The sequence below is a fragment of the Selenomonas sp. oral taxon 137 str. F0430 genome (assembly GCF_000183625.1).
GTDB lineage: Bacteria > Bacillota > Negativicutes > Selenomonadales > Selenomonadaceae > Centipeda > Centipeda artemidis.
The window spans coordinates 379,157-396,475 of the sequence record NZ_AENV01000005.1; the positions used below are offsets into that span (position 1 = coordinate 379,157).

Annotated in this window: 32 protein-coding genes; all 32 read left to right on the plus strand. The window is 56.6% G+C overall.

The window, feature by feature from the left end:
- The first annotated feature begins 13 nt into the window (after positions 1–13).
- The 32 genes from tuf to HMPREF9162_RS03210 all read left to right on the plus strand — a co-directional run bounded on the left by tuf (position 14) and on the right by HMPREF9162_RS03210 (position 17,294).
- Positions 14–1,201 carry an elongation factor Tu gene (tuf, locus tag HMPREF9162_RS03060; protein WP_009752556.1) on the plus strand — a complete coding sequence of 396 codons (1,188 nt, stop codon included), beginning with the start codon at positions 14–16 and terminating at the stop codon, positions 1,199–1,201.
- A gap of 212 nt (positions 1,202–1,413) precedes the next feature.
- Positions 1,414–1,725, plus strand: a complete 312-nt coding sequence (gene rpsJ, locus HMPREF9162_RS03065) for a 30S ribosomal protein S10 (protein ID WP_006695835.1) — start codon at positions 1,414–1,416, stop codon at positions 1,723–1,725.
- A gap of 17 nt (positions 1,726–1,742) precedes the next feature.
- The gene (rplC, locus tag HMPREF9162_RS03070) at positions 1,743–2,396 is read left to right on the plus strand and encodes a 50S ribosomal protein L3 (protein ID WP_009752692.1); all 654 of its coding nucleotides are present in this window, start codon (positions 1,743–1,745) and stop codon (positions 2,394–2,396) included.
- An 18-nt stretch (positions 2,397–2,414) separates the two neighbouring features.
- Complete coding sequence (gene rplD, locus HMPREF9162_RS03075; RefSeq protein WP_009438268.1) at positions 2,415–3,038, plus strand: 50S ribosomal protein L4; 624 nt, start codon at positions 2,415–2,417, stop codon at positions 3,036–3,038.
- Entirely contained in the window at positions 3,038–3,319 is a 282-nt protein-coding gene (gene rplW, locus HMPREF9162_RS03080) for a 50S ribosomal protein L23 (RefSeq protein WP_009349619.1), read from the plus strand. The genes rplD and rplW overlap by 1 nt, the downstream gene beginning before the upstream one ends.
- A gap of 20 nt (positions 3,320–3,339) precedes the next feature.
- Entirely contained in the window at positions 3,340–4,167 is an 828-nt protein-coding gene (rplB, locus tag HMPREF9162_RS03085) for a 50S ribosomal protein L2 (protein WP_009657263.1), read from the plus strand.
- 60 nt (positions 4,168–4,227) lie between these two features.
- Positions 4,228–4,509 carry a 30S ribosomal protein S19 gene (rpsS, locus tag HMPREF9162_RS03090; RefSeq protein ID WP_006695832.1) on the plus strand — a complete coding sequence of 94 codons (282 nt, stop codon included), beginning with the start codon at positions 4,228–4,230 and terminating at the stop codon, positions 4,507–4,509.
- An 18-nt stretch (positions 4,510–4,527) separates the two neighbouring features.
- Positions 4,528–4,869 carry a 50S ribosomal protein L22 gene (gene rplV, locus HMPREF9162_RS03095; protein ID WP_006691174.1) on the plus strand — a complete coding sequence of 114 codons (342 nt, stop codon included), beginning with the start codon at positions 4,528–4,530 and terminating at the stop codon, positions 4,867–4,869.
- A 13-nt stretch (positions 4,870–4,882) separates the two neighbouring features.
- Entirely contained in the window at positions 4,883–5,554 is a 672-nt protein-coding gene (gene rpsC / locus HMPREF9162_RS03100) for a 30S ribosomal protein S3 (RefSeq protein WP_009752717.1), read from the plus strand.
- The gene (gene rplP / locus HMPREF9162_RS03105; protein WP_009349623.1) at positions 5,554–5,991 is read left to right on the plus strand and encodes a 50S ribosomal protein L16; all 438 of its coding nucleotides are present in this window, start codon (positions 5,554–5,556) and stop codon (positions 5,989–5,991) included. Before rpsC ends, rplP begins: the two co-directional genes overlap by 1 nt.
- Entirely contained in the window at positions 5,981–6,172 is a 192-nt protein-coding gene (gene rpmC, locus HMPREF9162_RS03110) for a 50S ribosomal protein L29 (protein WP_006307553.1), read from the plus strand. The genes rplP and rpmC overlap by 11 nt, the downstream gene beginning before the upstream one ends.
- A 57-nt stretch (positions 6,173–6,229) precedes the next feature.
- Positions 6,230–6,487, plus strand: coding sequence for a 30S ribosomal protein S17 (gene rpsQ / locus HMPREF9162_RS03115; RefSeq protein ID WP_009349624.1), 258 nt, complete (start codon positions 6,230–6,232; stop codon positions 6,485–6,487).
- A gap of 14 nt (positions 6,488–6,501) precedes the next feature.
- Positions 6,502–6,870, plus strand: a complete 369-nt coding sequence (gene rplN / locus HMPREF9162_RS03120) for a 50S ribosomal protein L14 (RefSeq protein ID WP_009349626.1) — start codon at positions 6,502–6,504, stop codon at positions 6,868–6,870.
- Positions 6,871–6,885: 15 nt separating this feature from the next.
- Complete coding sequence (gene rplX / locus HMPREF9162_RS03125; protein ID WP_009349627.1) at positions 6,886–7,212, plus strand: 50S ribosomal protein L24; 327 nt, start codon at positions 6,886–6,888, stop codon at positions 7,210–7,212.
- 28 nt (positions 7,213–7,240) lie between these two features.
- Positions 7,241–7,780, plus strand: coding sequence for a 50S ribosomal protein L5 (rplE, locus tag HMPREF9162_RS03130; RefSeq protein WP_009752536.1), 540 nt, complete (start codon positions 7,241–7,243; stop codon positions 7,778–7,780).
- 18 nt (positions 7,781–7,798) lie between these two features.
- Complete coding sequence (locus tag HMPREF9162_RS03135; protein WP_006307548.1) at positions 7,799–7,984, plus strand: type Z 30S ribosomal protein S14; 186 nt, start codon at positions 7,799–7,801, stop codon at positions 7,982–7,984.
- 27 nt (positions 7,985–8,011) lie between these two features.
- On the plus strand, positions 8,012–8,410 hold the full coding sequence (rpsH, locus tag HMPREF9162_RS03140) for a 30S ribosomal protein S8 (RefSeq protein WP_009349628.1): 399 nt from the start codon (positions 8,012–8,014) through the stop codon (positions 8,408–8,410).
- Between the two features lie 22 nt (positions 8,411–8,432).
- Positions 8,433–8,984 carry a 50S ribosomal protein L6 gene (rplF, locus tag HMPREF9162_RS03145; RefSeq protein ID WP_009657417.1) on the plus strand — a complete coding sequence of 184 codons (552 nt, stop codon included), beginning with the start codon at positions 8,433–8,435 and terminating at the stop codon, positions 8,982–8,984.
- 21 nt (positions 8,985–9,005) lie between these two features.
- The gene (gene rplR, locus HMPREF9162_RS03150; protein WP_009349630.1) at positions 9,006–9,365 is read left to right on the plus strand and encodes a 50S ribosomal protein L18; all 360 of its coding nucleotides are present in this window, start codon (positions 9,006–9,008) and stop codon (positions 9,363–9,365) included.
- Between the two features lie 12 nt (positions 9,366–9,377).
- Complete coding sequence (rpsE, locus tag HMPREF9162_RS03155) at positions 9,378–9,884, plus strand: 30S ribosomal protein S5 (RefSeq protein ID WP_009438293.1); 507 nt, start codon at positions 9,378–9,380, stop codon at positions 9,882–9,884.
- A gap of 15 nt (positions 9,885–9,899) precedes the next feature.
- A complete protein-coding gene (gene rpmD, locus HMPREF9162_RS03160) occupies positions 9,900–10,085 on the plus strand; it encodes a 50S ribosomal protein L30 (protein WP_009349632.1) in 186 nt (61 codons plus the stop codon).
- Between the two features lie 20 nt (positions 10,086–10,105).
- Positions 10,106–10,549: a 50S ribosomal protein L15 gene (gene rplO, locus HMPREF9162_RS03165; protein WP_009657268.1), complete on the plus strand. Its 444-nt coding sequence runs from the start codon at positions 10,106–10,108 to the stop codon at positions 10,547–10,549.
- 1 nt (position 10,550) lies between these two features.
- Entirely contained in the window at positions 10,551–11,807 is a 1,257-nt protein-coding gene (gene secY, locus HMPREF9162_RS03170; protein ID WP_009349634.1) for a preprotein translocase subunit SecY, read from the plus strand.
- 10 nt (positions 11,808–11,817) lie between these two features.
- Positions 11,818–12,462 carry an adenylate kinase gene (locus tag HMPREF9162_RS03175; protein WP_009752526.1) on the plus strand — a complete coding sequence of 215 codons (645 nt, stop codon included), beginning with the start codon at positions 11,818–11,820 and terminating at the stop codon, positions 12,460–12,462.
- An 18-nt stretch (positions 12,463–12,480) separates the two neighbouring features.
- Complete coding sequence (gene infA, locus HMPREF9162_RS03180; RefSeq protein WP_006307539.1) at positions 12,481–12,699, plus strand: translation initiation factor IF-1; 219 nt, start codon at positions 12,481–12,483, stop codon at positions 12,697–12,699.
- A gap of 113 nt (positions 12,700–12,812) precedes the next feature.
- Complete coding sequence (gene rpmJ / locus HMPREF9162_RS11855; protein WP_006307538.1) at positions 12,813–12,926, plus strand: 50S ribosomal protein L36; 114 nt, start codon at positions 12,813–12,815, stop codon at positions 12,924–12,926.
- Positions 12,927–12,940: 14 nt separating this feature from the next.
- Positions 12,941–13,309 carry a 30S ribosomal protein S13 gene (gene rpsM / locus HMPREF9162_RS03185; RefSeq protein ID WP_009349637.1) on the plus strand — a complete coding sequence of 123 codons (369 nt, stop codon included), beginning with the start codon at positions 12,941–12,943 and terminating at the stop codon, positions 13,307–13,309.
- A gap of 15 nt (positions 13,310–13,324) precedes the next feature.
- Entirely contained in the window at positions 13,325–13,717 is a 393-nt protein-coding gene (gene rpsK / locus HMPREF9162_RS03190; protein WP_009349638.1) for a 30S ribosomal protein S11, read from the plus strand.
- A gap of 19 nt (positions 13,718–13,736) precedes the next feature.
- Positions 13,737–14,330: a 30S ribosomal protein S4 gene (rpsD, locus tag HMPREF9162_RS03195; protein ID WP_009349639.1), complete on the plus strand. Its 594-nt coding sequence runs from the start codon at positions 13,737–13,739 to the stop codon at positions 14,328–14,330.
- A gap of 50 nt (positions 14,331–14,380) precedes the next feature.
- Complete coding sequence (locus tag HMPREF9162_RS03200; RefSeq protein ID WP_009349640.1) at positions 14,381–15,340, plus strand: DNA-directed RNA polymerase subunit alpha; 960 nt, start codon at positions 14,381–14,383, stop codon at positions 15,338–15,340.
- Between the two features lie 20 nt (positions 15,341–15,360).
- The gene (gene rplQ, locus HMPREF9162_RS03205; protein WP_009349641.1) at positions 15,361–15,693 is read left to right on the plus strand and encodes a 50S ribosomal protein L17; all 333 of its coding nucleotides are present in this window, start codon (positions 15,361–15,363) and stop codon (positions 15,691–15,693) included.
- Between the two features lie 278 nt (positions 15,694–15,971).
- Positions 15,972–17,294, plus strand: a complete 1,323-nt coding sequence (locus HMPREF9162_RS03210) for an MFS transporter (RefSeq protein WP_009752504.1) — start codon at positions 15,972–15,974, stop codon at positions 17,292–17,294.
- The last annotated feature ends 25 nt before the right edge of the window (positions 17,295–17,319 follow it).

Consider the following 17,319-nt stretch of genomic DNA (forward strand, 5'->3'; position numbering starts at 1 on the left):
GAGGCAATTTTTAATGGCAAAGGAAAAGTTTAACCGCAGCAAGCCCCATGTCAACATCGGCACGATCGGCCACGTTGACCATGGCAAGACGACGCTGACGGCTGCAATCACGAAGGTGCTCTCCGAGAAGGGCTACGCGAAGTTCGAGGACTACGCGGACATCGACAAGGCTCCCGAGGAGCGCGAGCGCGGCATCACGATCAACACGGCGCACGTTGAGTACGAGACGGACAACCGTCACTATGCACACGTGGACTGCCCGGGTCACGCGGACTATGTGAAGAACATGATCACGGGTGCGGCGCAGATGGACGGCGCGATCCTTGTGGTCTCCGCCGCCGACGGCCCCATGCCCCAGACGCGCGAGCACATCCTGCTTGCCCGCCAGGTCGGTGTTCCGGCACTCGTTGTGTTCCTGAACAAGGTCGACCAGGTCGACGACCCTGAGCTCCTCGAGCTCGTCGAGATGGAAGTCCGCGAGCTTCTCTCGCAGTATGAGTTCCCCGGCGATGACATCCCTGTTGTTGCAGGCTCGGCACTCAAGGCACTCGAGGGCGACGAGGCGATGAAGGCGAAGATCCTCGAACTCATGGATGCGGTTGATTCCTATATTCCGACTCCGGTTCGCGACACGGATAAGCCCTTCCTCATGCCGGTTGAGGACGTCTTCACGATCACGGGGCGCGGTACGGTTGCTACGGGTCGTGTGGAGCGCGGCGAGCTGAAGCTCAACGACACGGTTGAGATCGTCGGCCTTCAGGATGAGGCGCGCAGCACGGTCGTTACGGGCATCGAGATGTTCCGCAAGCTGCTCGACAGCGCGGTTGCGGGCGACAACATCGGCGCACTGCTCCGCGGCGTGGATCGCAAGGACATCGAGCGCGGCCAGGTTCTCGCGAAGCCGGGCTCCATTAAGCCCCACACGAAGTTCAAGGCGCAGGTCTACGTCCTGACGAAGGAAGAGGGCGGCCGTCATACGCCGTTCTTCACAAACTATCGTCCCCAGTTCTACTTCCGCACGACGGACGTGACGGGCGTTGTCCGTCTCCCCGAGGGCACCGAGATGGTCATGCCCGGCGATAACGTCGAAATGGAAGTCGAGCTCATCACCCCGATCGCGATCGAGCAGGGTCTCCGCTTCGCTATCCGTGAGGGCGGCCATACGGTCGGCGCAGGTCGTGTTACGGCAATCGAGGGTTAATCCCATTTGATATTCCCATGAGGAGGAGCGGCGCACCGCGTCGCTCCTTTTCGAGGGAGTATGACAAAACTTCTTACATTCATCTTTTGGAATCATATGAAACGATGTACTCCATGCGATGACATGGCAGATGGCTATGCCCCGGCGGGGCAGAGGGAACTGCCGTGGAGAAATGTTTGGGGCGAGACCCCGGACGAAGGAGGAAAACTATTTTGGCGAAACAGCAGAAAATCAGAATTCGTTTGAAAGCCTATGACCACAAGGCGCTCGATCAGAGTGCGGCGAAGATCGTCGACACGGCAAAGAAGACGGGCGCAATGGTCTCGGGACCCATCCCACTTCCGACGGAGAAGAACGTCTACACGATTCTCCGCTCTCCGCACGTCAACAAGGACTCGCGCGAGCAGTTTGAGATGCGTACGCACAAGCGCCTCATCGACATCCTGCAGCCGACGAACAAGACGGTCGATTCGCTCATGCGGCTCGATCTGCCTGCCGGCGTTGACATCGAGATTAAGCTCTAAAATAGGAGGTGGAAGCCTTGGCTAAGGCTATTTTAGGAAGAAAACTGGGCATGACCCAGATCTTCACAGAGGAAGGCCGCGTCGTTCCCGTGACGGTCGTCGAGTCGGGCAACAATTTGGTGCTCCGCAATAAGACCAACGAGACGGACGGCTATAACGCTGTGCAGATTGGATTTGGCGACGTGAAGGAAAAGAATGTCACGAAGCCGCTCAAGGGACAGTTTGAGAAGGCGGGCGTGAAGGCAGTGCGCTTCATTCGTGAAATGCGCCTTTCGGCTCCTTCCGAATATAATGTAGGCGACACGATCGGCGTCGACATCTTCGCAGAGGGCGACCTCGTCGATGTGGTCGGCACCTCGAAGGGCAAAGGTTTTGCAGGCGGCATCAAGCGCCACAACTTTGCACGCGGCCCCATGGGACACGGCTCGAAGTCGCACCGTGAACCCGGTTCAACGGGTGCGATGATCTCGGGACCCGGCGGACGCGTCCTCAAGGGCAAGAAGCTCCCCGGCCGCATGGGCGGCGAGCGCGTCACGGTACAGCGCCTGACGGTTGTCCGCGTGGACACCGACCGCAACCTTATCCTCATCAAAGGCGCGATTCCGGGACCCAAGAAGGGATTTGTCGTCATTAAGGATACCGTAAAGCCCGCAAAGGCAGCGAAAGAATAAGGAAGGAGGAACAGCAGTATGGCAAATGTAGCAGTATACGATATGTCGCATAAGCAGGTCGGCGAGATCGACCTCAGCGACGATTTCTTCAATGTCGAAATGAATGCCGGCCTCCTTCATCAGGCGGTTGTCCTCCAGCTCGCATCGCAGCGTCTCGGCACGCATGCCACAAAGACGCGCGGACTCGTGCGCGGCGGCGGCAAAAAGCCGTGGCGCCAGAAGGGCACGGGGCGTGCCCGCGCAGGTTCAACGCGCAGCCCGCTGTGGGTCGGCGGCGGTACGGTCTTTGGACCGCATCCACGCAAGTACGGCTTTACGATGCCGCGCAAGCAGCGCCGTCTCGCCCTCAAATGCGCGCTGTCGGATAAGGTGCGCACGGGTGACTTTATCGTCCTTGAGAGCCTTGATTTCGACGCGCCGAAGACGAAGCAGGCAGTGAAGCTCCTGAACGATTTCGGCGTCGACGCAAAGAGTCTTTTCATCACGGCGGACGAAGCCGTGAATGTCGCACGGTCAACGAGCAATATTCCGGGTGTGAAGGCCATCACGGCAGCCGGCATCAATGTCTTTGACATTCTCCATCACGATAAGCTCTTCATTACGAAGGATGCCGTCACCCGTATCGAGGAGGTATTCGCATAATGGAAGCACGCGATATTCTCGTTCGCCCGCTCATCACGGAGCGGACGACGCAGCTCATGGCGGAGGGCAAATACGTCTTCGTCGTTGCAAAGGCTGCCAACAAAATTGAGATCGCAAAGGCGGTCGCAGAGATCTTCAAGGTGAAGGTCGCAAAGGTCAATACTGTGAACGTCCTCGGTAAGACGAAGCGCATGGGACGCACGCAGGGTAAGCGCCCGGACTATAAGAAGGCCATCGTAAAACTCGCACCGGGCGAGACCATCGAGTTCTTTGAAGGCTGAGACGAAAGGGAGGTACGAACGTGGCAGTAAAGAGTTTTAAGCCGTATTCTGCCGGCAGACGCTTCATGACGGTCTCTTCCTTCGATGAGATCACAACGGACAAGCCGGAGAAGTCCCTCACGGTTCGCCTGACGAAAACGGGCGGGCGCAACCAGCAGGGAAAACTGACCGTACGCCATCGCGGCGGCGGACACAAGCGGCTCTACCGCATCATTGATTTTAAGCGCACGAAGGACGGTATCCCCGCCCGTGTCGCAACGATTGAATACGATCCGAACCGCAGCGCGCGCATCGCGCTTCTGAACTACGCGGACGGAGAGAAACGCTATATCCTGGCACCGAACGGACTGAAGGTCGGCACGATTGTCGAGTCGGGTCCCGAATCCGACATCAAGCCGGGCAACGCACTTCCGCTGAAGAATATCCCGCTCGGTACGGTCATCCATGCCGTTGAGCTCAAGATCGGCAAGGGTGCCCAGCTCGTCCGCAGCGCCGGAACCTCGGCGCAGCTCATGGCAAAGGAAGGCAGCTATGCGCTTCTCCGTATGCCGTCGGGCGAGATTCGCCGCGTGCACATCAACTGCCGTGCGACGATCGGCGAGGTCGGCAACCTCGAGCATGAGAATATCACCATCGGCAAGGCGGGACGCAGCCGCTGGCTCGGGCGCCGTCCCGAGGTACGCGGTACCGTTATGAACCCGAACGACCATCCGCACGGCGGCGGCGAGGGTCGTTCGCCGGTCGGACGCAAGAGCCCGATGACGAAGTGGGGCAAGATCGCGATGGGCAAGAAGACGCGCAAGAAGAAGAAAGCGTCGAATCGCCTCATCGTTCACCGCCGTAAATAATCAACCCCGATAGAGCCTCGCCGGACGCGCACCTGCCGCCCGGCGAAAGGAGGAGAAACTTTGTCAAGATCGATTAAAAAAGGGCCTTTCGTCGCAGAGAGCCTGATGAAGAAGATTGAGGCGCTCAACGAGAAGAACGAGAAGAAGGTCGTGCGCACGTGGTCACGCAGCTCGACGATCTTCCCTGACTTTGTTGGACATACCATTGCCGTCCATGACGGCCGCAAGCATGTTCCCGTGTATGTCACGGAGGATATGGTCGGACATAAGCTCGGTGAATTTGCACCGACACGCACATTTAAGGGTCACGCAGGCGAAGAGCGCAAGACCTCGCTGCGCTGATAGAGAGGAGGACGATTCGTGGCACAGGAAGTAAAGGCTACTGCCAAATACATCCGTATCGCGCCGCGCAAGGTTCGCATCGTGATGAACCTCGTGCGCGGCAAGAGCGTCGCCGACGCTCTCGCAATCCTGAAATTCACGCCGAAGGTCGGCGCGGATGCCGTGGAGAAGGTGCTCCGCTCCGCCGTTGCAAATGCGGAGAACAACTTCGACATGGATGTGGATCGACTGTTCATTTCCTCAGCTTTCGTTGACCAGGGACCGACGCTCAAGCGCATTCATCCGCGTTCCCGCGGACAGGCGTTCAAAATCTTGAAGCACACGTCCCACATCACGGTTGCCGTAAACGAAAAGGAATAAGGAGGGAAACAGTTTGGGTCAGAAAGTAAATCCCCATGGCATTCGCCTTGGCATCGTCAAGGATTGGGATGCCCGCTGGTATGCAGATAAGGATTTCGCGCAGAATCTGCACGAGGACATTAAGATTCGCGATTACCTCAAGAAGAGCCTCCAGACCGCAGGCGTGCCGCGCGTTGAAACCGAGCGCAGCAAGAACCGCCTGAAGCTCACGATCCATACGGCAAAGCCGGGCATGGTCATCGGGCGCGGCGGCTCAGGCATTGAGCAGATCAAGGAAGGCCTCAAGGGGCTTACCGATAAGCGCGTTGATATCAATATTGCAGAAATCAAGCAGCCCGATCTCGATGCGACGCTCGTCGCAGAGAACATCGCCGCGCAGCTCGAGCGCCGCATTGCGTTCCGCCGCGCGATGAAGCAGGCGGTCGGACGCACGATGCGTCTCGGCGCAAAGGGCATTAAGATCGCCGTCAGCGGACGTCTCGGCGGTGCGGAAATCGCACGCCGCGAGTCCTACCGTGAGGGCAGCATCCCTCTGCACACACTTCGTGCAGATATCGACTACGGCACGGCCGAGGCGCACACAACCTACGGCCGCATCGGCATTAAAGTTTGGATCTTCAAGAGCGAAGTGCTCCCTGATAAGAAACAGCAGCCGAAAGCCGCCAAGGAAAGGAGCGAGGCATAATGTTACTCCCAAAGCGCGTTAAATACCGCAAGCAGTTCCGCGGCCGTATGAAGGGCAAGGCACAGCGCGGCAACACGGTCAGCCACGGTCAGTACGGCCTCGTCGCCCTGGAGCCCGCATGGATCACGAACCGCCAGATCGAGGCGGCGCGTATCGCTATGACGCGCTACATCAAGCGCGGCGGTAAAGTTTGGATCAAGATTTTCCCGGATAAGCCGGTCACGGCAAAACCCGCCGAGACCCGCATGGGGTCCGGCAAGGGCTCGCCCGAGTACTGGGTTGCCGTCGTAAAGCCCGGCCGCGTCCTCTTTGAGATGGACGGCGTCGCACGCGATGTGGCGGCGGAGGCAATGCGCCTCGCGGGACACAAGCTCCCGATCAAGACGAAATTTGTCGTACGGGAAGAACTAGAGGGCGGTGAAGTGAATGAAGGTTGATGAGATCCGCGGTCTGAGCGCCGACGAGCTCACGGAAAAACTTGCGTCGCTCAAGGAAGAGCTCTTTGGCCTCCGTTTTCAGCACGCCACAGGACAGCTCGACAACCCGATGCGTATCAAGGACGTAAAGAAGACGATTGCCCGCATCAAGACCATTCAGCGCGAGCAGGCGAACGCCTAATCGAGAGGATGGGGCAGCAGCCGAAAAGATACGCAGAAGGAAGGAGGCTCATCCAATATGAGCGATAGAAACGTACGCAAGGTAAGAGTCGGCAAAGTCGTGTCCGATAAGATGGACAAGACGGTTGTCGTCGCTGTCGAAGAGCTCGAACAGCATAAGATGTATAAAAAGCCGGTCAAAAAGACCGTGAAGTTCCACGCACATGACGAGAAGAACGACGCCCACATCGGCGACCGCGTGTCCATCATGGAGACGCGTCCGCTCTCGCGCACGAAGCGCTGGCGCGTCGTTGAGATCGTCGAGCGCGCGAAGTAAGGAGGAAGCAATCAATGATACAGCAGGAAACAATCCTGAATGTCGGCGATAACACAGGAGCCAAGGAAATCCTCTGCATTCGTGTGCTGGGCGGCTCGTACCGCAAGTATGCCAACATCGGCGACGTGATCGTCGCATCGGTGAAGTCGGCGGCGCCGGGCGGTACCGTGAAGAAGGGCGACGTCGTGAAGGCGGTCGTCGTTCGCAGCGTCAAGGGCAAGCGCCGCGCCGACGGTTCCTACATCCGTTTTGACGAGAATGCAGCAGTGATCATCAAAGACGATCACACTCCGCGCGGAACGCGCATTTTTGGACCCGTTGCCCGCGAGCTGCGCGAGAAGGATTTCATGAAGATCGTCTCGCTCGCTCCCGAAGTACTTTGAGGAGGAGGTGTTATTTTGTCGCTGGCAAAGCTGAATGTCAAGAAGGGCGATACGGTTCTCGTTCTTTCCGGCAAGGATAAGGGCAAGCAGGGCAAGGTCATCGAGGCGCAGCCCAAGAAGGGCAAGGTCATCGTCGAGGGCGTCAACAAGGTGAAGCGCCACACGAAACCCAGCCAGAGTGCTCCGCAGGGCGGAATCATCACGAAGGAAGCACCGCTCTTCGCGAGTAAGGTGCAGCTCGTCTGCCCCGCCTGCGGTAAGGCCACGCGCATCGCACACCGCTTCGTTGACGGGCGCAAGATCCGTGCCTGCAAGAAGTGCGGCGAAGCGATCGAGCAGTAATCTTTAGCGGAAAGGAGGAATACGCAAAGTGGAAAGACTCAAGGAAAAGTATCAGAAGGAAGTTGCCCCGGCGCTGACCGAAAAGTTCGGCTATAAGAACGTTATGCAGCTCCCCAAAGTCGAGAAGGTCATCATCAACATGGGCGTCGGCGAAGCCGTCGGCAACCCCAAGGCACTCGACGCCGCCGTGACGGATCTCGCCGCAATCGCAGGTCAGAAGCCCCAGCTCACGCGCGCGAAGAAATCTCTCGCCGCATGGAAGCTGCGCGAGGGTATGCCGATCGGCTGCAAGGTCACGCTGCGCGGCACTCGTATGTATCAGTTCCTCGATAAATTCATGAATGTGGCGCTTCCGCGCGTCCGCGATTTCCGCGGCGTCAGTGAGAAGGCGTTCGACGGGCGCGGCAACTACGCCGTGGGACTGCGCGAACAGCTCATTTTCCCCGAAATTGACTACGATAAGATCGACAAGATCCGCGGCATGAATATCGTCATCGTCACGAGCGCGCATACCGACGAAGAGGCTAAAGAGCTGCTCCGTCTCATGGGTATGCCGTTCTGCGCGTAACCACAAGGAGGAACAACTGTGGCAAAGAAGGCAATGATTGAGAAATGGAGCAAAGAGCCCAAATTCTCGACACGCAAGTATAACCGCTGCAAGATCTGCGGACGTCCGCACGGATATATCCGCAAATTCGACATGTGCCGTATCTGCTTCCGTGAGCAGAGTTACAAGGGCGCCATCCCTGGTGTAACGAAGGCAAGCTGGTAAGACAAACACAAAGGAGGATATCGATTCATGGCAATGACTGATCCTATTGCAGATATGCTGACCCGCATCCGCAACGCAAACTCGGTCTACCACGAGAGCGTCGCAATCCCGGGGTCAAAGGTCAAGACCGCGATTGCAGAGGTCTTGAAAAAAGAAGGCTTCATCAAGGATTATACCTTCAAAGAGGACGGCAAGCAGGGCGTTCTCACCGTCACGCTGAAGTATGGAGCAAAGCGTGAGCATGTTATCTCCGGCCTAAAGCGCGTCTCGAAACCCGGACTGCGCCAGTATGCAAAGCACGATGCACTCCCGCGTGTCTACGGCGGCCTCGGCATCTCCGTGATCTCCACATCGAAGGGGATCATGAGCGACAAGGATGCACGCAAGGCAGGTCTCGGCGGCGAAGTGCTCGCATTCGTATGGTAATGCACAGGCAGGAGGTGTAAGAATGTCAAGAATTGGAAGAGCACCGATTGACATCCCGTCCGGCGTTACCGTCACGGTCGGTGCGGATAATCTCGTGAAGGTCAAAGGCCCGAAGGGCGAGCTTTCACGCGTCATCCATCCGGATATGAAAATCACCGTCGAGGGCGCGGTCGTTACGGTCGCACGTCCTTCCGACGATAAACAGCACAGGTCGCTGCACGGCCTTTCCCGCAGCCTCATCCACAACATGGTGGTCGGCGTGTCGGAAGGTTTTACAAAGACCCTTGAAATCAGCGGCGTCGGCTACCGCGCGGCCAAGCAGGGCAAGAACCTCAATCTCTCGCTCGGCTTCTCGCATCCCGTGATCGTCGAACCGCCCGAGGGCATCACGTTCGAGTGCCCCTCGGCAACCGTGATCACGATCTCCGGCATCAATAAGGAGACCGTCGGTCAGACCGCCGCAGAGATTCGCGCCCATCGTCAGCCCGAGCCGTATAAGGGCAAGGGTATCAAGTACGCCGGAGAGCATGTCCGCCGCAAAGAGGGCAAAGCCGGCGCGAAGGGCAAGAAATAAGAAGGAGAGGAGTGACACTCTGTGCTTATCAAACAGGATAAGAATAAGGCGCGTCAGAAGCGCCATCTGCGTGTGCGCAACCATATTGCGGGCACAGCTGCGCGTCCGCGTCTCAACGTGTTCCGCAGCCTCAAGAACATCTACGCACAGATCATTGATGATGAAAAGGGCGTGACGCTCGTCTCCGCGAGCTCCAAGGACAAGGATTTCGCGCAGTACGGCGGCAATGTTGCGGCGGCAAAACTCATCGGCGAGGCTGTTGCAAAGCGCGCCCTCGAAAAGGGCATCACCGAGGTCGTCTTTGACCGCGGCGGCTACATTTACCATGGCCGCGTCGCTGCTCTCGCCGAGGCGGCACGCGAAGCCGGACTCAAATTCTAAAGGAGGGAAAGCATGGCTAGACATAACGAAAACGAGACGCCGGAGTTTGAGGAGCGTGTCGTATTCATCAACCGCGTATCGAAGGTTGTCAAGGGCGGCCGCCGCTCCTCCTTCAGCGCATTGGTTGTTGTTGGCAACAAGAAGGGCAAAGTCGGCGTCGGACTCGGCAAAGCGGCAGAAGTCCCCGAAGCGATCCGCAAGGGCGTAGAGGATGCCAAAAAGAGCCTCATCGAAGTGCCGCTGCGCGAAGAGCGCACGATCACGCATGAGATCACGGGCATCTTCGGCGCCGGCCGCGTGCTCCTAAAGCCCGCCGCCAAAGGTACTGGTGTCATCGCCGGCGGTCCTGCGCGTGCGGTGCTCGAGCTTGCGGGCGTCCGCGACATCCTCACGAAGTCGCTCGGCTCGTCCAACCCGAACAACATGGTGCGCGCCACGATGGAAGGCCTCCTCGGGCTTAAGAGCCCGGCGGAGGTTGCGGCTCTGCGCGGCAAATCCGTGGCTGAGATCTTTGGCTGATAAGGAGAAACGAACATGGCAAAAGTCAGAGTTACCTTGACCCGAAGCCTGATCGGTCGTCCTGAGACACAGCGAAAGACCGTGAAGTCCCTCGGGCTCCATAAGCGCAATTCCGTAAAAGAGCTTCCCGACACGCCTGCCGTGCGTGGACAGCTTCATAAAGTCTCCCACCTCATCACGGTGGAAGAGATCGCAGACTGAAGAGGGGAGGCTAAGAATCTATGAAACTGCATGAACTACAGCCTGCCGAAGGTTCGAAGAAGACGCGCAAGCGCGTCGGACGCGGCATCGGCTCCGGACTCGGAAAGACGTCCGGCCGCGGCATGAAGGGGCAGAAGGCGCGCTCCGGCGGCGGCGTCCGCACCGGGTTTGAAGGCGGTCAGATGCCTCTCTATCGCCGTCTCCCGAAGCGCGGCTTCAAGAACATCTGGGCAAAGACCTTTGCCGAGGTGAACGTCGGGAGCCTGAACTGCTTTGAAGAAGGTACGACGGTTGACCCCGTTGCCCTCATTGAGGCGGGCATCCTCAAGAATGTCCGTGACGGCATTCGCATTCTTGGCGACGGCGAGCTCACGGTTAAGAACCTCACCGTCCGTGCGAACGGCTTTACACAGTCGGCAGCGGACAAGATCGCAGCGGCAGGCGGCAAAGTCGAGGTGATCTAAGGTGCTCGACGCCCTTGGAAATATCTTCCGGATTCCCGAACTGCGCCAAAAGATCATATTCACACTCATCATGTTCGCCGTGTTCCGCATGGGGACGCATATTCCCGTGCCCGGCGTCGACCCGAGCGCGATCGAACAACTCTTCGCGCAGGGGACACTGTTCGGACTGCTCGACCTCTTTTCGGGCGGTGCGTTCAGTAAATTTTCCGTCTTTGCGATGAGCATCACGCCCTACATCAACGCAGCCATCATTATTCAGCTCCTCAACGTCGTTGTACCGACGCTTGAGCAGTGGTCGAAGGAAGGTGCGGAGGGGCAGAAGAAGACGACGAAGGTCACACGGTATCTGACGGTGGCGCTCGCATTCTTTCAGGCAATCGGCATGTCGATCGGTCTTAAAAGTGCGATCCTCAATCCGAATCCCGTGAATATCCTCATCATCGCCATCACGCTCACTGCAGGAACCGTCTTCCTCATGTGGCTTGGTGAGCAGATCACCGCGAACGGGGTCGGCAACGGGATCTCACTGATCATCTTTGCCGGTATCGTCGCGGCGCTGCCGAAGAATATCGGCACGATCTACGCCTACCTCAAGGCGGGCACGATCAGCTATTTCAGCGTCTTTGCCTTTGCCGTGATTGCACTCGCGATGATCGTCTTTGTTATCCACATCGAGACGGGCTTCCGCCGTGTTCCGGTGACCTATGCAAAGCGTGTTGTCGGCGGACGCATGGGGGCGGGGCATTCGAGTCATATCCCGTTCAAGGTCAATCAGGCGGGCGTTATCCCGATCATCTTCGCTTCGTCGGTGCTCATGTTCCCAATTACCGTGGCGCAGTTCATCGACATCCCGTGGGTCAAGACCGTAGCGAGTTATCTCGAGTGGGGCAAACCGCTCCAGACGACGCTCTACGTCCTCATGATCATCTTCTTTACCTATTTTTACACATCCGTGACGGTGAAGATCCAGGATATGGCGGACAACCTCAAGAAATACGGCGGCTTCGTCCCCGGGCTTCGCCCCGGACAGGCGACTGCGGACTATCTGGACTATGTGCTGACCCGCATCACGCTCGCGGGAGCATTCTTCCTCGCATTCATCGCCGTTCTGCCGAACATGGTGGCGGGGGCGACGCATATTCAGGGCGTGTACTTCGGCGGCACGGCGCTGCTCATCGTCGTCGGCGTTGCCCTGCAGACGATGAAGCAGATCGAATCCATGGTCGTCATGCGCAACTATGAAGGCTTCATGAAATAAAGGAGAGTCTATGCACATCATTTTAATGGGTCCCCCGGGTGCCGGCAAAGGCACACAGGCGACGAACCTTGTAAAACGATACGGTATTCTCCACATCTCCACGGGTGATATGTTTCGTGAAGCAGTGAAAGAGGGAACACCGCTCGGCAAAGAGGCCAAGTCCTATATGGATGCGGGCAAACTTGTGCCGGACAGCGTTACCATCGGTATTGTGCGGCAGCGTCTCAGCAAGCCCGACTGCAGGAAGGGATTCATCCTCGACGGGTTCCCGCGCACCGTGGAACAGGCGGATGCACTTGGAGAGATCCTAAAGGATAATGGTCTTCAGCTAACGGCGGTACTGAACATCAACGTACCGACGGAAGACCTCATCGAGCGTGCCGTCGGACGGCGTATCTGCAAATCCTGCGGACACTCCTTCCATGTGAAATTTAACCCGACGAAAGTCGAGGGCGTCTGCGACGACTGCGGCGGCGAAACTTATCAGCGCGCCGACGACAGTGCGGACACCATGAAGAGCCGTCTTTCCGTCTACGAATCCTCCACGCGTCCCCTGATCGAGTACTATCGGAAGGCCGGCGTCTACAAGGAGATCGACGGCAGACAGGACATCGCAAAGGTCGAGGCGGATCTTTCCGCCGCCCTTGGGGCGTAAAAGGAGCGAAAGGGAAGTATGTCAAAACAGGATGTCATCGAGGTAGAGGGACGAGTCGTTGAAAAACTCCCCAATGCGATGTTCCAGGTCGAGCTTGAGAACGGACATGTCGTCCTTGCTCACGTTTCCGGAAAGATACGCATGAACTTCATCCGTATTCTGCCGGGCGACAAAGTGACCATTGAACTCACCCCGTACGATCTGACACGCGGACGAATTACCTATCGCTTCAAATAAAAGATAATAGCGCAACAAGGTATGCAGTGTAAAAAATCTTTTCATCAAAGAAATTTTGTGCTAAAATAGGAAAGATCGACTTGAACGCAGGCAGGACGGAAGGAGGAAGCGTCGTGAAAGTAAGACCGTCTGTCAAGAAAATCTGTGAAAAATGCAAGATTATCAAGCGCAAGGGCCGTGTTATGGTCATTTGCGAGAATCCCAAGCATAAACAAAGACAAGGATAAAAGGAGGTGTAATTATGGCACGTATTGCCGGTGTAGATTTGCCCCGTGACAAGAGAATTGAAATCGCCCTGACGTACATCTATGGAATCGGTCTCACGACTTCGAAGAAGCTGCTCGCAATTGCAGACGTGAACCCCGATGCCCGTACGCGGGATCTCACGGAGGATGAAGTCGTCAGACTTCGCGATGCCATCGACAAGAACGCCGTGGTCGAAGGAGATCTTCGCCGCGAGGTTCAGATGAACATCAAGCGTCTCGTTGATATCGGCTGCTACCGTGGCCGCCGCCACCGTCTCGGCCTGCCTGTCCGCGGACAGAATACGAAGAACAACGCGCGCACGCGCAAAGGCCCGAAAAAGGCCGTTGCAGGCAAGAAAAAGTAAAGGAGGCTCGTAGAGGTGGCTGTTAAGAAAACAACACGTTCCAAGAAAAAAGTTCGCAAGAACATAGAGTCGGGCGTTGCACACATCAGCTCGACGTTCAATAATACGATCGTTACGCTCACGGATAAGAGCGGCAATGCACTCTCTTGGGCGAGCGCCGGCGGCCTTGGCTTCCGCGGCTCCCGCAAGAGCACCCCGTTCGCGGCACAGATGGCTGCGGAGACGGCGGCAAAAGCTGCAATGGAACATGGACTCAAGTCCGTCGAGGTCTTTGTCAAAGGCCCCGGCGCCGGACGCGAGGCGGCAATCCGCTCGCTGCAGGCAACAGGACTTGAAGTCAACATGATCAAAGACGTGACGCCCATCCCGCACAACGGATGCCGTCCGCCGAAGCGTCGCCGCGTCTAACAGGAGGTGTATGTAAAGCATGGCAATAGATAGAGTACCGGTATTAAAACGCTGCCGCGCCCTCGGACTCGAGCCCGCCACACTCGGCCGCTCCCGCCAGTCCACGCGCCAGCTCCGCCGTACGAACCGCAAGGTTTCCGAGTACGGCCTCCAGCTCAAGGAAAAGCAGAAGGCCAAGTTCATTTACGGTGTCCTTGAGCGCCAGTTCCGCGGCTATTATGAGAAGGCGAAGAAGATGTCCGGTGTCACCGGTGAGAACCTCCTCAGCCTCCTCGAGCGCCGCATCGACAACGTTGTGTTCCGCCTTGGCCTTGCCAACACGCGCCGTCAGGCGCGCCAGCTCGTCCGCCACGGTCATTTCACCGTGAACGGCAAGCGCGTTGACATCCCCTCCGCACTCGTGCATGAGGGCGATGTGATCGAGGTCGCCGAGAAGAGCCGCGCAAGCGCCTTCTTCAAGGAACTCAAAGAAAGCAGCAATGCACTTTCCGCTCCCGCATGGCTGACTGCCGATCAGGCAAACCTCACCGGCACGGTGACACGTTTCCCGCATCGTGAGGAGATTGACGTTCCTGTCAACGAGCAGGCCATCGTCGAGCTTTACTCCAAATAATGAATGTGAATGTGTCTGCATTACGCGTTTATTATGGAGGAGGCACATAGATGACAGATATCGAGAAACCGAAAATCGAGATCACGGAGATCAGCGAGGACGGACGCTACGGGCGTTTTGTCTGCGAACCCCTCGAGCCGGGATACGGTACGACGTTCGGCAACAGCCTGCGCCGTATGCTCCTTTCATCGCTCGAAGGGGCGGCAGTGACCTCCATTCAGATTGACGGCGTACTTCATGAGTTTTCCACCATCCCGGGCGTACGCGACGATGTCACGAGCATTGTGCTCAACATCAAGCAGCTCTGCCTCAAAATGCAGGGCAGCGATCCGCATACCATCCGTATTGACGTGGCGGGAGAGCGTGAGGTCACGGCGGCCGACATCGAGTGCGGCAGCGACATTGAGATCCTCAATCCGGAGCTGCACATCGCGACGCTGAACGCGACGGGCAAACTCAAGATCGAAATGACCGTCGAACGCGGCAGAGGCTATGTCCCTGCCGATAAGAATAAAAAGCCGGATGACTCCATCGGCGTCATTCCCATCGACTCCATCTTCTCGCCTGTCCATCGCGTCAATTACACGGTGGAGGACACGCGTGTCGGCAACGTCACGGACTATGACCGCCTGATCCTCGATGTGTGGACGAACGGCTCCATCCGTCCGGAGGAAGCCGTGAGCAAGGCGGCCGCCATCCTGGTCATGCACCTGCGCCTGTTCCAGAACATGGACGGCAACGTGGTCGAGGAGGAGGAGGAAGTTGCGAACTTCCCACCCGAAGAAGTGGACGACAGCGCAAAAGTGCTCGAGATGACCATTGACGATTTGGATCTTTCCGTTCGTTCCTTCAACTGTCTCAAGCGTGCGGGGATTAACTCCGTCGCCGATCTGACGCAAAAGACCGAAGAGGACATGATGAAGGTACGCAATCTCGGGCGCAAATCCCTGGATGAAGTGAAGAAAAAACTTGAGGAGCTTGGACTCTCCTTGAGACAGGAAAACGAATAACGATAGGAGTGGGAACACACATGAGAAAGCTCGGACGCAATTCTGCGGCCCGTAAGGCACTCCTGAAGAGCATCCTCACATCCTTCTTCAAGTACGGACGCATTGAGACGACTGAGGCAAAGGCAAAGGAGCTGCGCTCCCTTGCGGACGGCCTCATCACGCTCGCAAAACGCGGTGATCTCAGCGCGCGCCGTCAGGCCATCGCAGCACTGGCAGAGGAAGATGTTGTGCGTAAACTCTTCGGCGAAATCGCAGAGAAGTACACTGACCGCAAGAGCGGATACACTCGCATCTTGAAGCTCGGTCCCCGCCGCGGCGATGCCGCCCCGATGGCGATCATCGAGTTGGTCTGACAAAAGAATACGGTAATAAAGAGCCGTCGTATCGAAAGATACGACGGCTCTTTTGCTGTATTCAGAAGAAAATTCATTTATCTATGGAAACAAAAAGTTATTATCTCAATAAATGATAGGAATATATCAAAATATAAAATATAAAATGAAATAAATCTTGCATAAATATATGCACGGTGATATACTTTCATCAAGGTTATCCGGAAACCAAAATTTCTGAGCGGTATAGGGCATCGATCTAAATTTGGCGATGCAGACAGCAGAGAAAGGAGAGAAACATGGACGAGCAAAAGGATTATACTGAGCTCATGAAGAAGTTCAATCGGTATAAGATGGAATCGCTCGTAGGTATTTTTGTGGGCTATGCGGCGTATTATATCGTACGCAATAACTTCATCTTTTCCACACCGTACCTCAAAGAAGAACTTCAGCTCAGCACAACGGAAATCGGGCTCTTGAGCAGCTGTATGCTCATCACGTACGGTCTGAGCAAAGGCTTTATGAGCGTGCTGGCGGATAAGTCTAATCCCAAATACTTCATGGCGCTTGGCTTAGTACTCTGTATTTTGGTCAATATCCTGATGGGATTCAGCACGAGTTTTTATATTTTCGTGGCGCTGGTCATTCTCTTGGGGCTTTGTCAAGGAATGGGCGTCGGGCCATCTATCATTACGGTCGGTCATTGGTTCTCTCGGTCACAGCGGGGGCGTGCGAGCACGACATGGAATATTTCGCACAATCTTGGCGGCGGTCTGGTGTCGCCGATTGTCGGTGCGGCACTGGCATGGCTTGGGACGGAGCATTGGCGGATTGCGGCCTATATCGTTCCTGCGGTCATTGCCCTGCTGTGCACAGGTGTAGTGTTAAAGCTCGTCAAGCGGCGTCCGGTCGAGGAGGGATTTCCGCCCGTTGAGGAACTGACGCATGAGGATTCAGTCACGGAAAAACTCCTCAAGAATGCCCAGGAAAAGCCGAAGGACATGTCGGCGTGGCAGATTTTCTATAACTATGTGTTCAAAAATGACAACTCATGGTACCTCGTGCTTATCGACGTCTTTACCTACATGGTTCGCTTTGGGATGATCACATGGATTCCGCTCTATCTGCTGACGGTCAAAGGGCTGTCGCGCGAGGAGATGGGCGTCTCGTTCATGCTCTTTGAATGGGCGGCGATTCCGTCGACTTTAGTGGCAGGATGGCTCGTTGATAAGTATTTCAAAGGGAAGGTCATGCTCCTCCCTCTTGCATGTCTTATTGTTGTATTCCTCTGTGTGTTCGGCTACATGCAGTCGTCCTCTGTCTTTGCGATCACGATCTTTGCGACGATCACGGGTTGTCTTATCTATATCCCGCAGTCCATGGTAGCGGTACAGGCGATGGAGGTCATACCGAGTTTTGCGCTCGGGTCGGCGGTCGGTCTGCGCGGCTTTATGAGCTATCTTGTCGGCAGCTCGATGGGAACTACGCTCTTCGGTTTTGTGGTCGACCGCTTCGGCTGGGACAGCGGCTTTTACCTCATCATGTGCGGCGCTGTGCTCTGCATGACGTTCTGCTGGTTGTCGCATCGCGGTGTACAAAAGATTTATGGAACGCAGAAGTAAAATTCCTTAGAATGGGTCGGAAAGG

Coding starts and splice junctions, on each gene's coding strand:
- tuf (WP_009752556.1), top strand. CDS start 14: ATGGCAAAGGAAAAGTTTAACCGCAGCAAGCCCCATGTCAACATCGGC.
- rplD (WP_009438268.1), top strand. CDS start 2,415: ATGGCAAATGTAGCAGTATACGATATGTCGCATAAGCAGGTCGGCGAG.
- rplW (WP_009349619.1), top strand. CDS start 3,038: ATGGAAGCACGCGATATTCTCGTTCGCCCGCTCATCACGGAGCGGACG.
- rplP (WP_009349623.1), top strand. CDS start 5,554: ATGTTACTCCCAAAGCGCGTTAAATACCGCAAGCAGTTCCGCGGCCGT.
- rpmC (WP_006307553.1), top strand. CDS start 5,981: ATGAAGGTTGATGAGATCCGCGGTCTGAGCGCCGACGAGCTCACGGAA.
- rpsQ (WP_009349624.1), top strand. CDS start 6,230: ATGAGCGATAGAAACGTACGCAAGGTAAGAGTCGGCAAAGTCGTGTCC.
- rplN (WP_009349626.1), top strand. CDS start 6,502: ATGATACAGCAGGAAACAATCCTGAATGTCGGCGATAACACAGGAGCC.
- rpsH (WP_009349628.1), top strand. CDS start 8,012: ATGGCAATGACTGATCCTATTGCAGATATGCTGACCCGCATCCGCAAC.
- rplF (WP_009657417.1), top strand. CDS start 8,433: ATGTCAAGAATTGGAAGAGCACCGATTGACATCCCGTCCGGCGTTACC.
- rpsE (WP_009438293.1), top strand. CDS start 9,378: ATGGCTAGACATAACGAAAACGAGACGCCGGAGTTTGAGGAGCGTGTC.
- rpmD (WP_009349632.1), top strand. CDS start 9,900: ATGGCAAAAGTCAGAGTTACCTTGACCCGAAGCCTGATCGGTCGTCCT.
- rplO (WP_009657268.1), top strand. CDS start 10,106: ATGAAACTGCATGAACTACAGCCTGCCGAAGGTTCGAAGAAGACGCGC.
- HMPREF9162_RS03175 (WP_009752526.1), top strand. CDS start 11,818: ATGCACATCATTTTAATGGGTCCCCCGGGTGCCGGCAAAGGCACACAG.
- infA (WP_006307539.1), top strand. CDS start 12,481: ATGTCAAAACAGGATGTCATCGAGGTAGAGGGACGAGTCGTTGAAAAA.
- rpsM (WP_009349637.1), top strand. CDS start 12,941: ATGGCACGTATTGCCGGTGTAGATTTGCCCCGTGACAAGAGAATTGAA.
- rpsD (WP_009349639.1), top strand. CDS start 13,737: ATGGCAATAGATAGAGTACCGGTATTAAAACGCTGCCGCGCCCTCGGA.
- HMPREF9162_RS03200 (WP_009349640.1), top strand. CDS start 14,381: ATGACAGATATCGAGAAACCGAAAATCGAGATCACGGAGATCAGCGAG.
- rplQ (WP_009349641.1), top strand. CDS start 15,361: ATGAGAAAGCTCGGACGCAATTCTGCGGCCCGTAAGGCACTCCTGAAG.
- HMPREF9162_RS03210 (WP_009752504.1), top strand. CDS start 15,972: ATGGACGAGCAAAAGGATTATACTGAGCTCATGAAGAAGTTCAATCGG.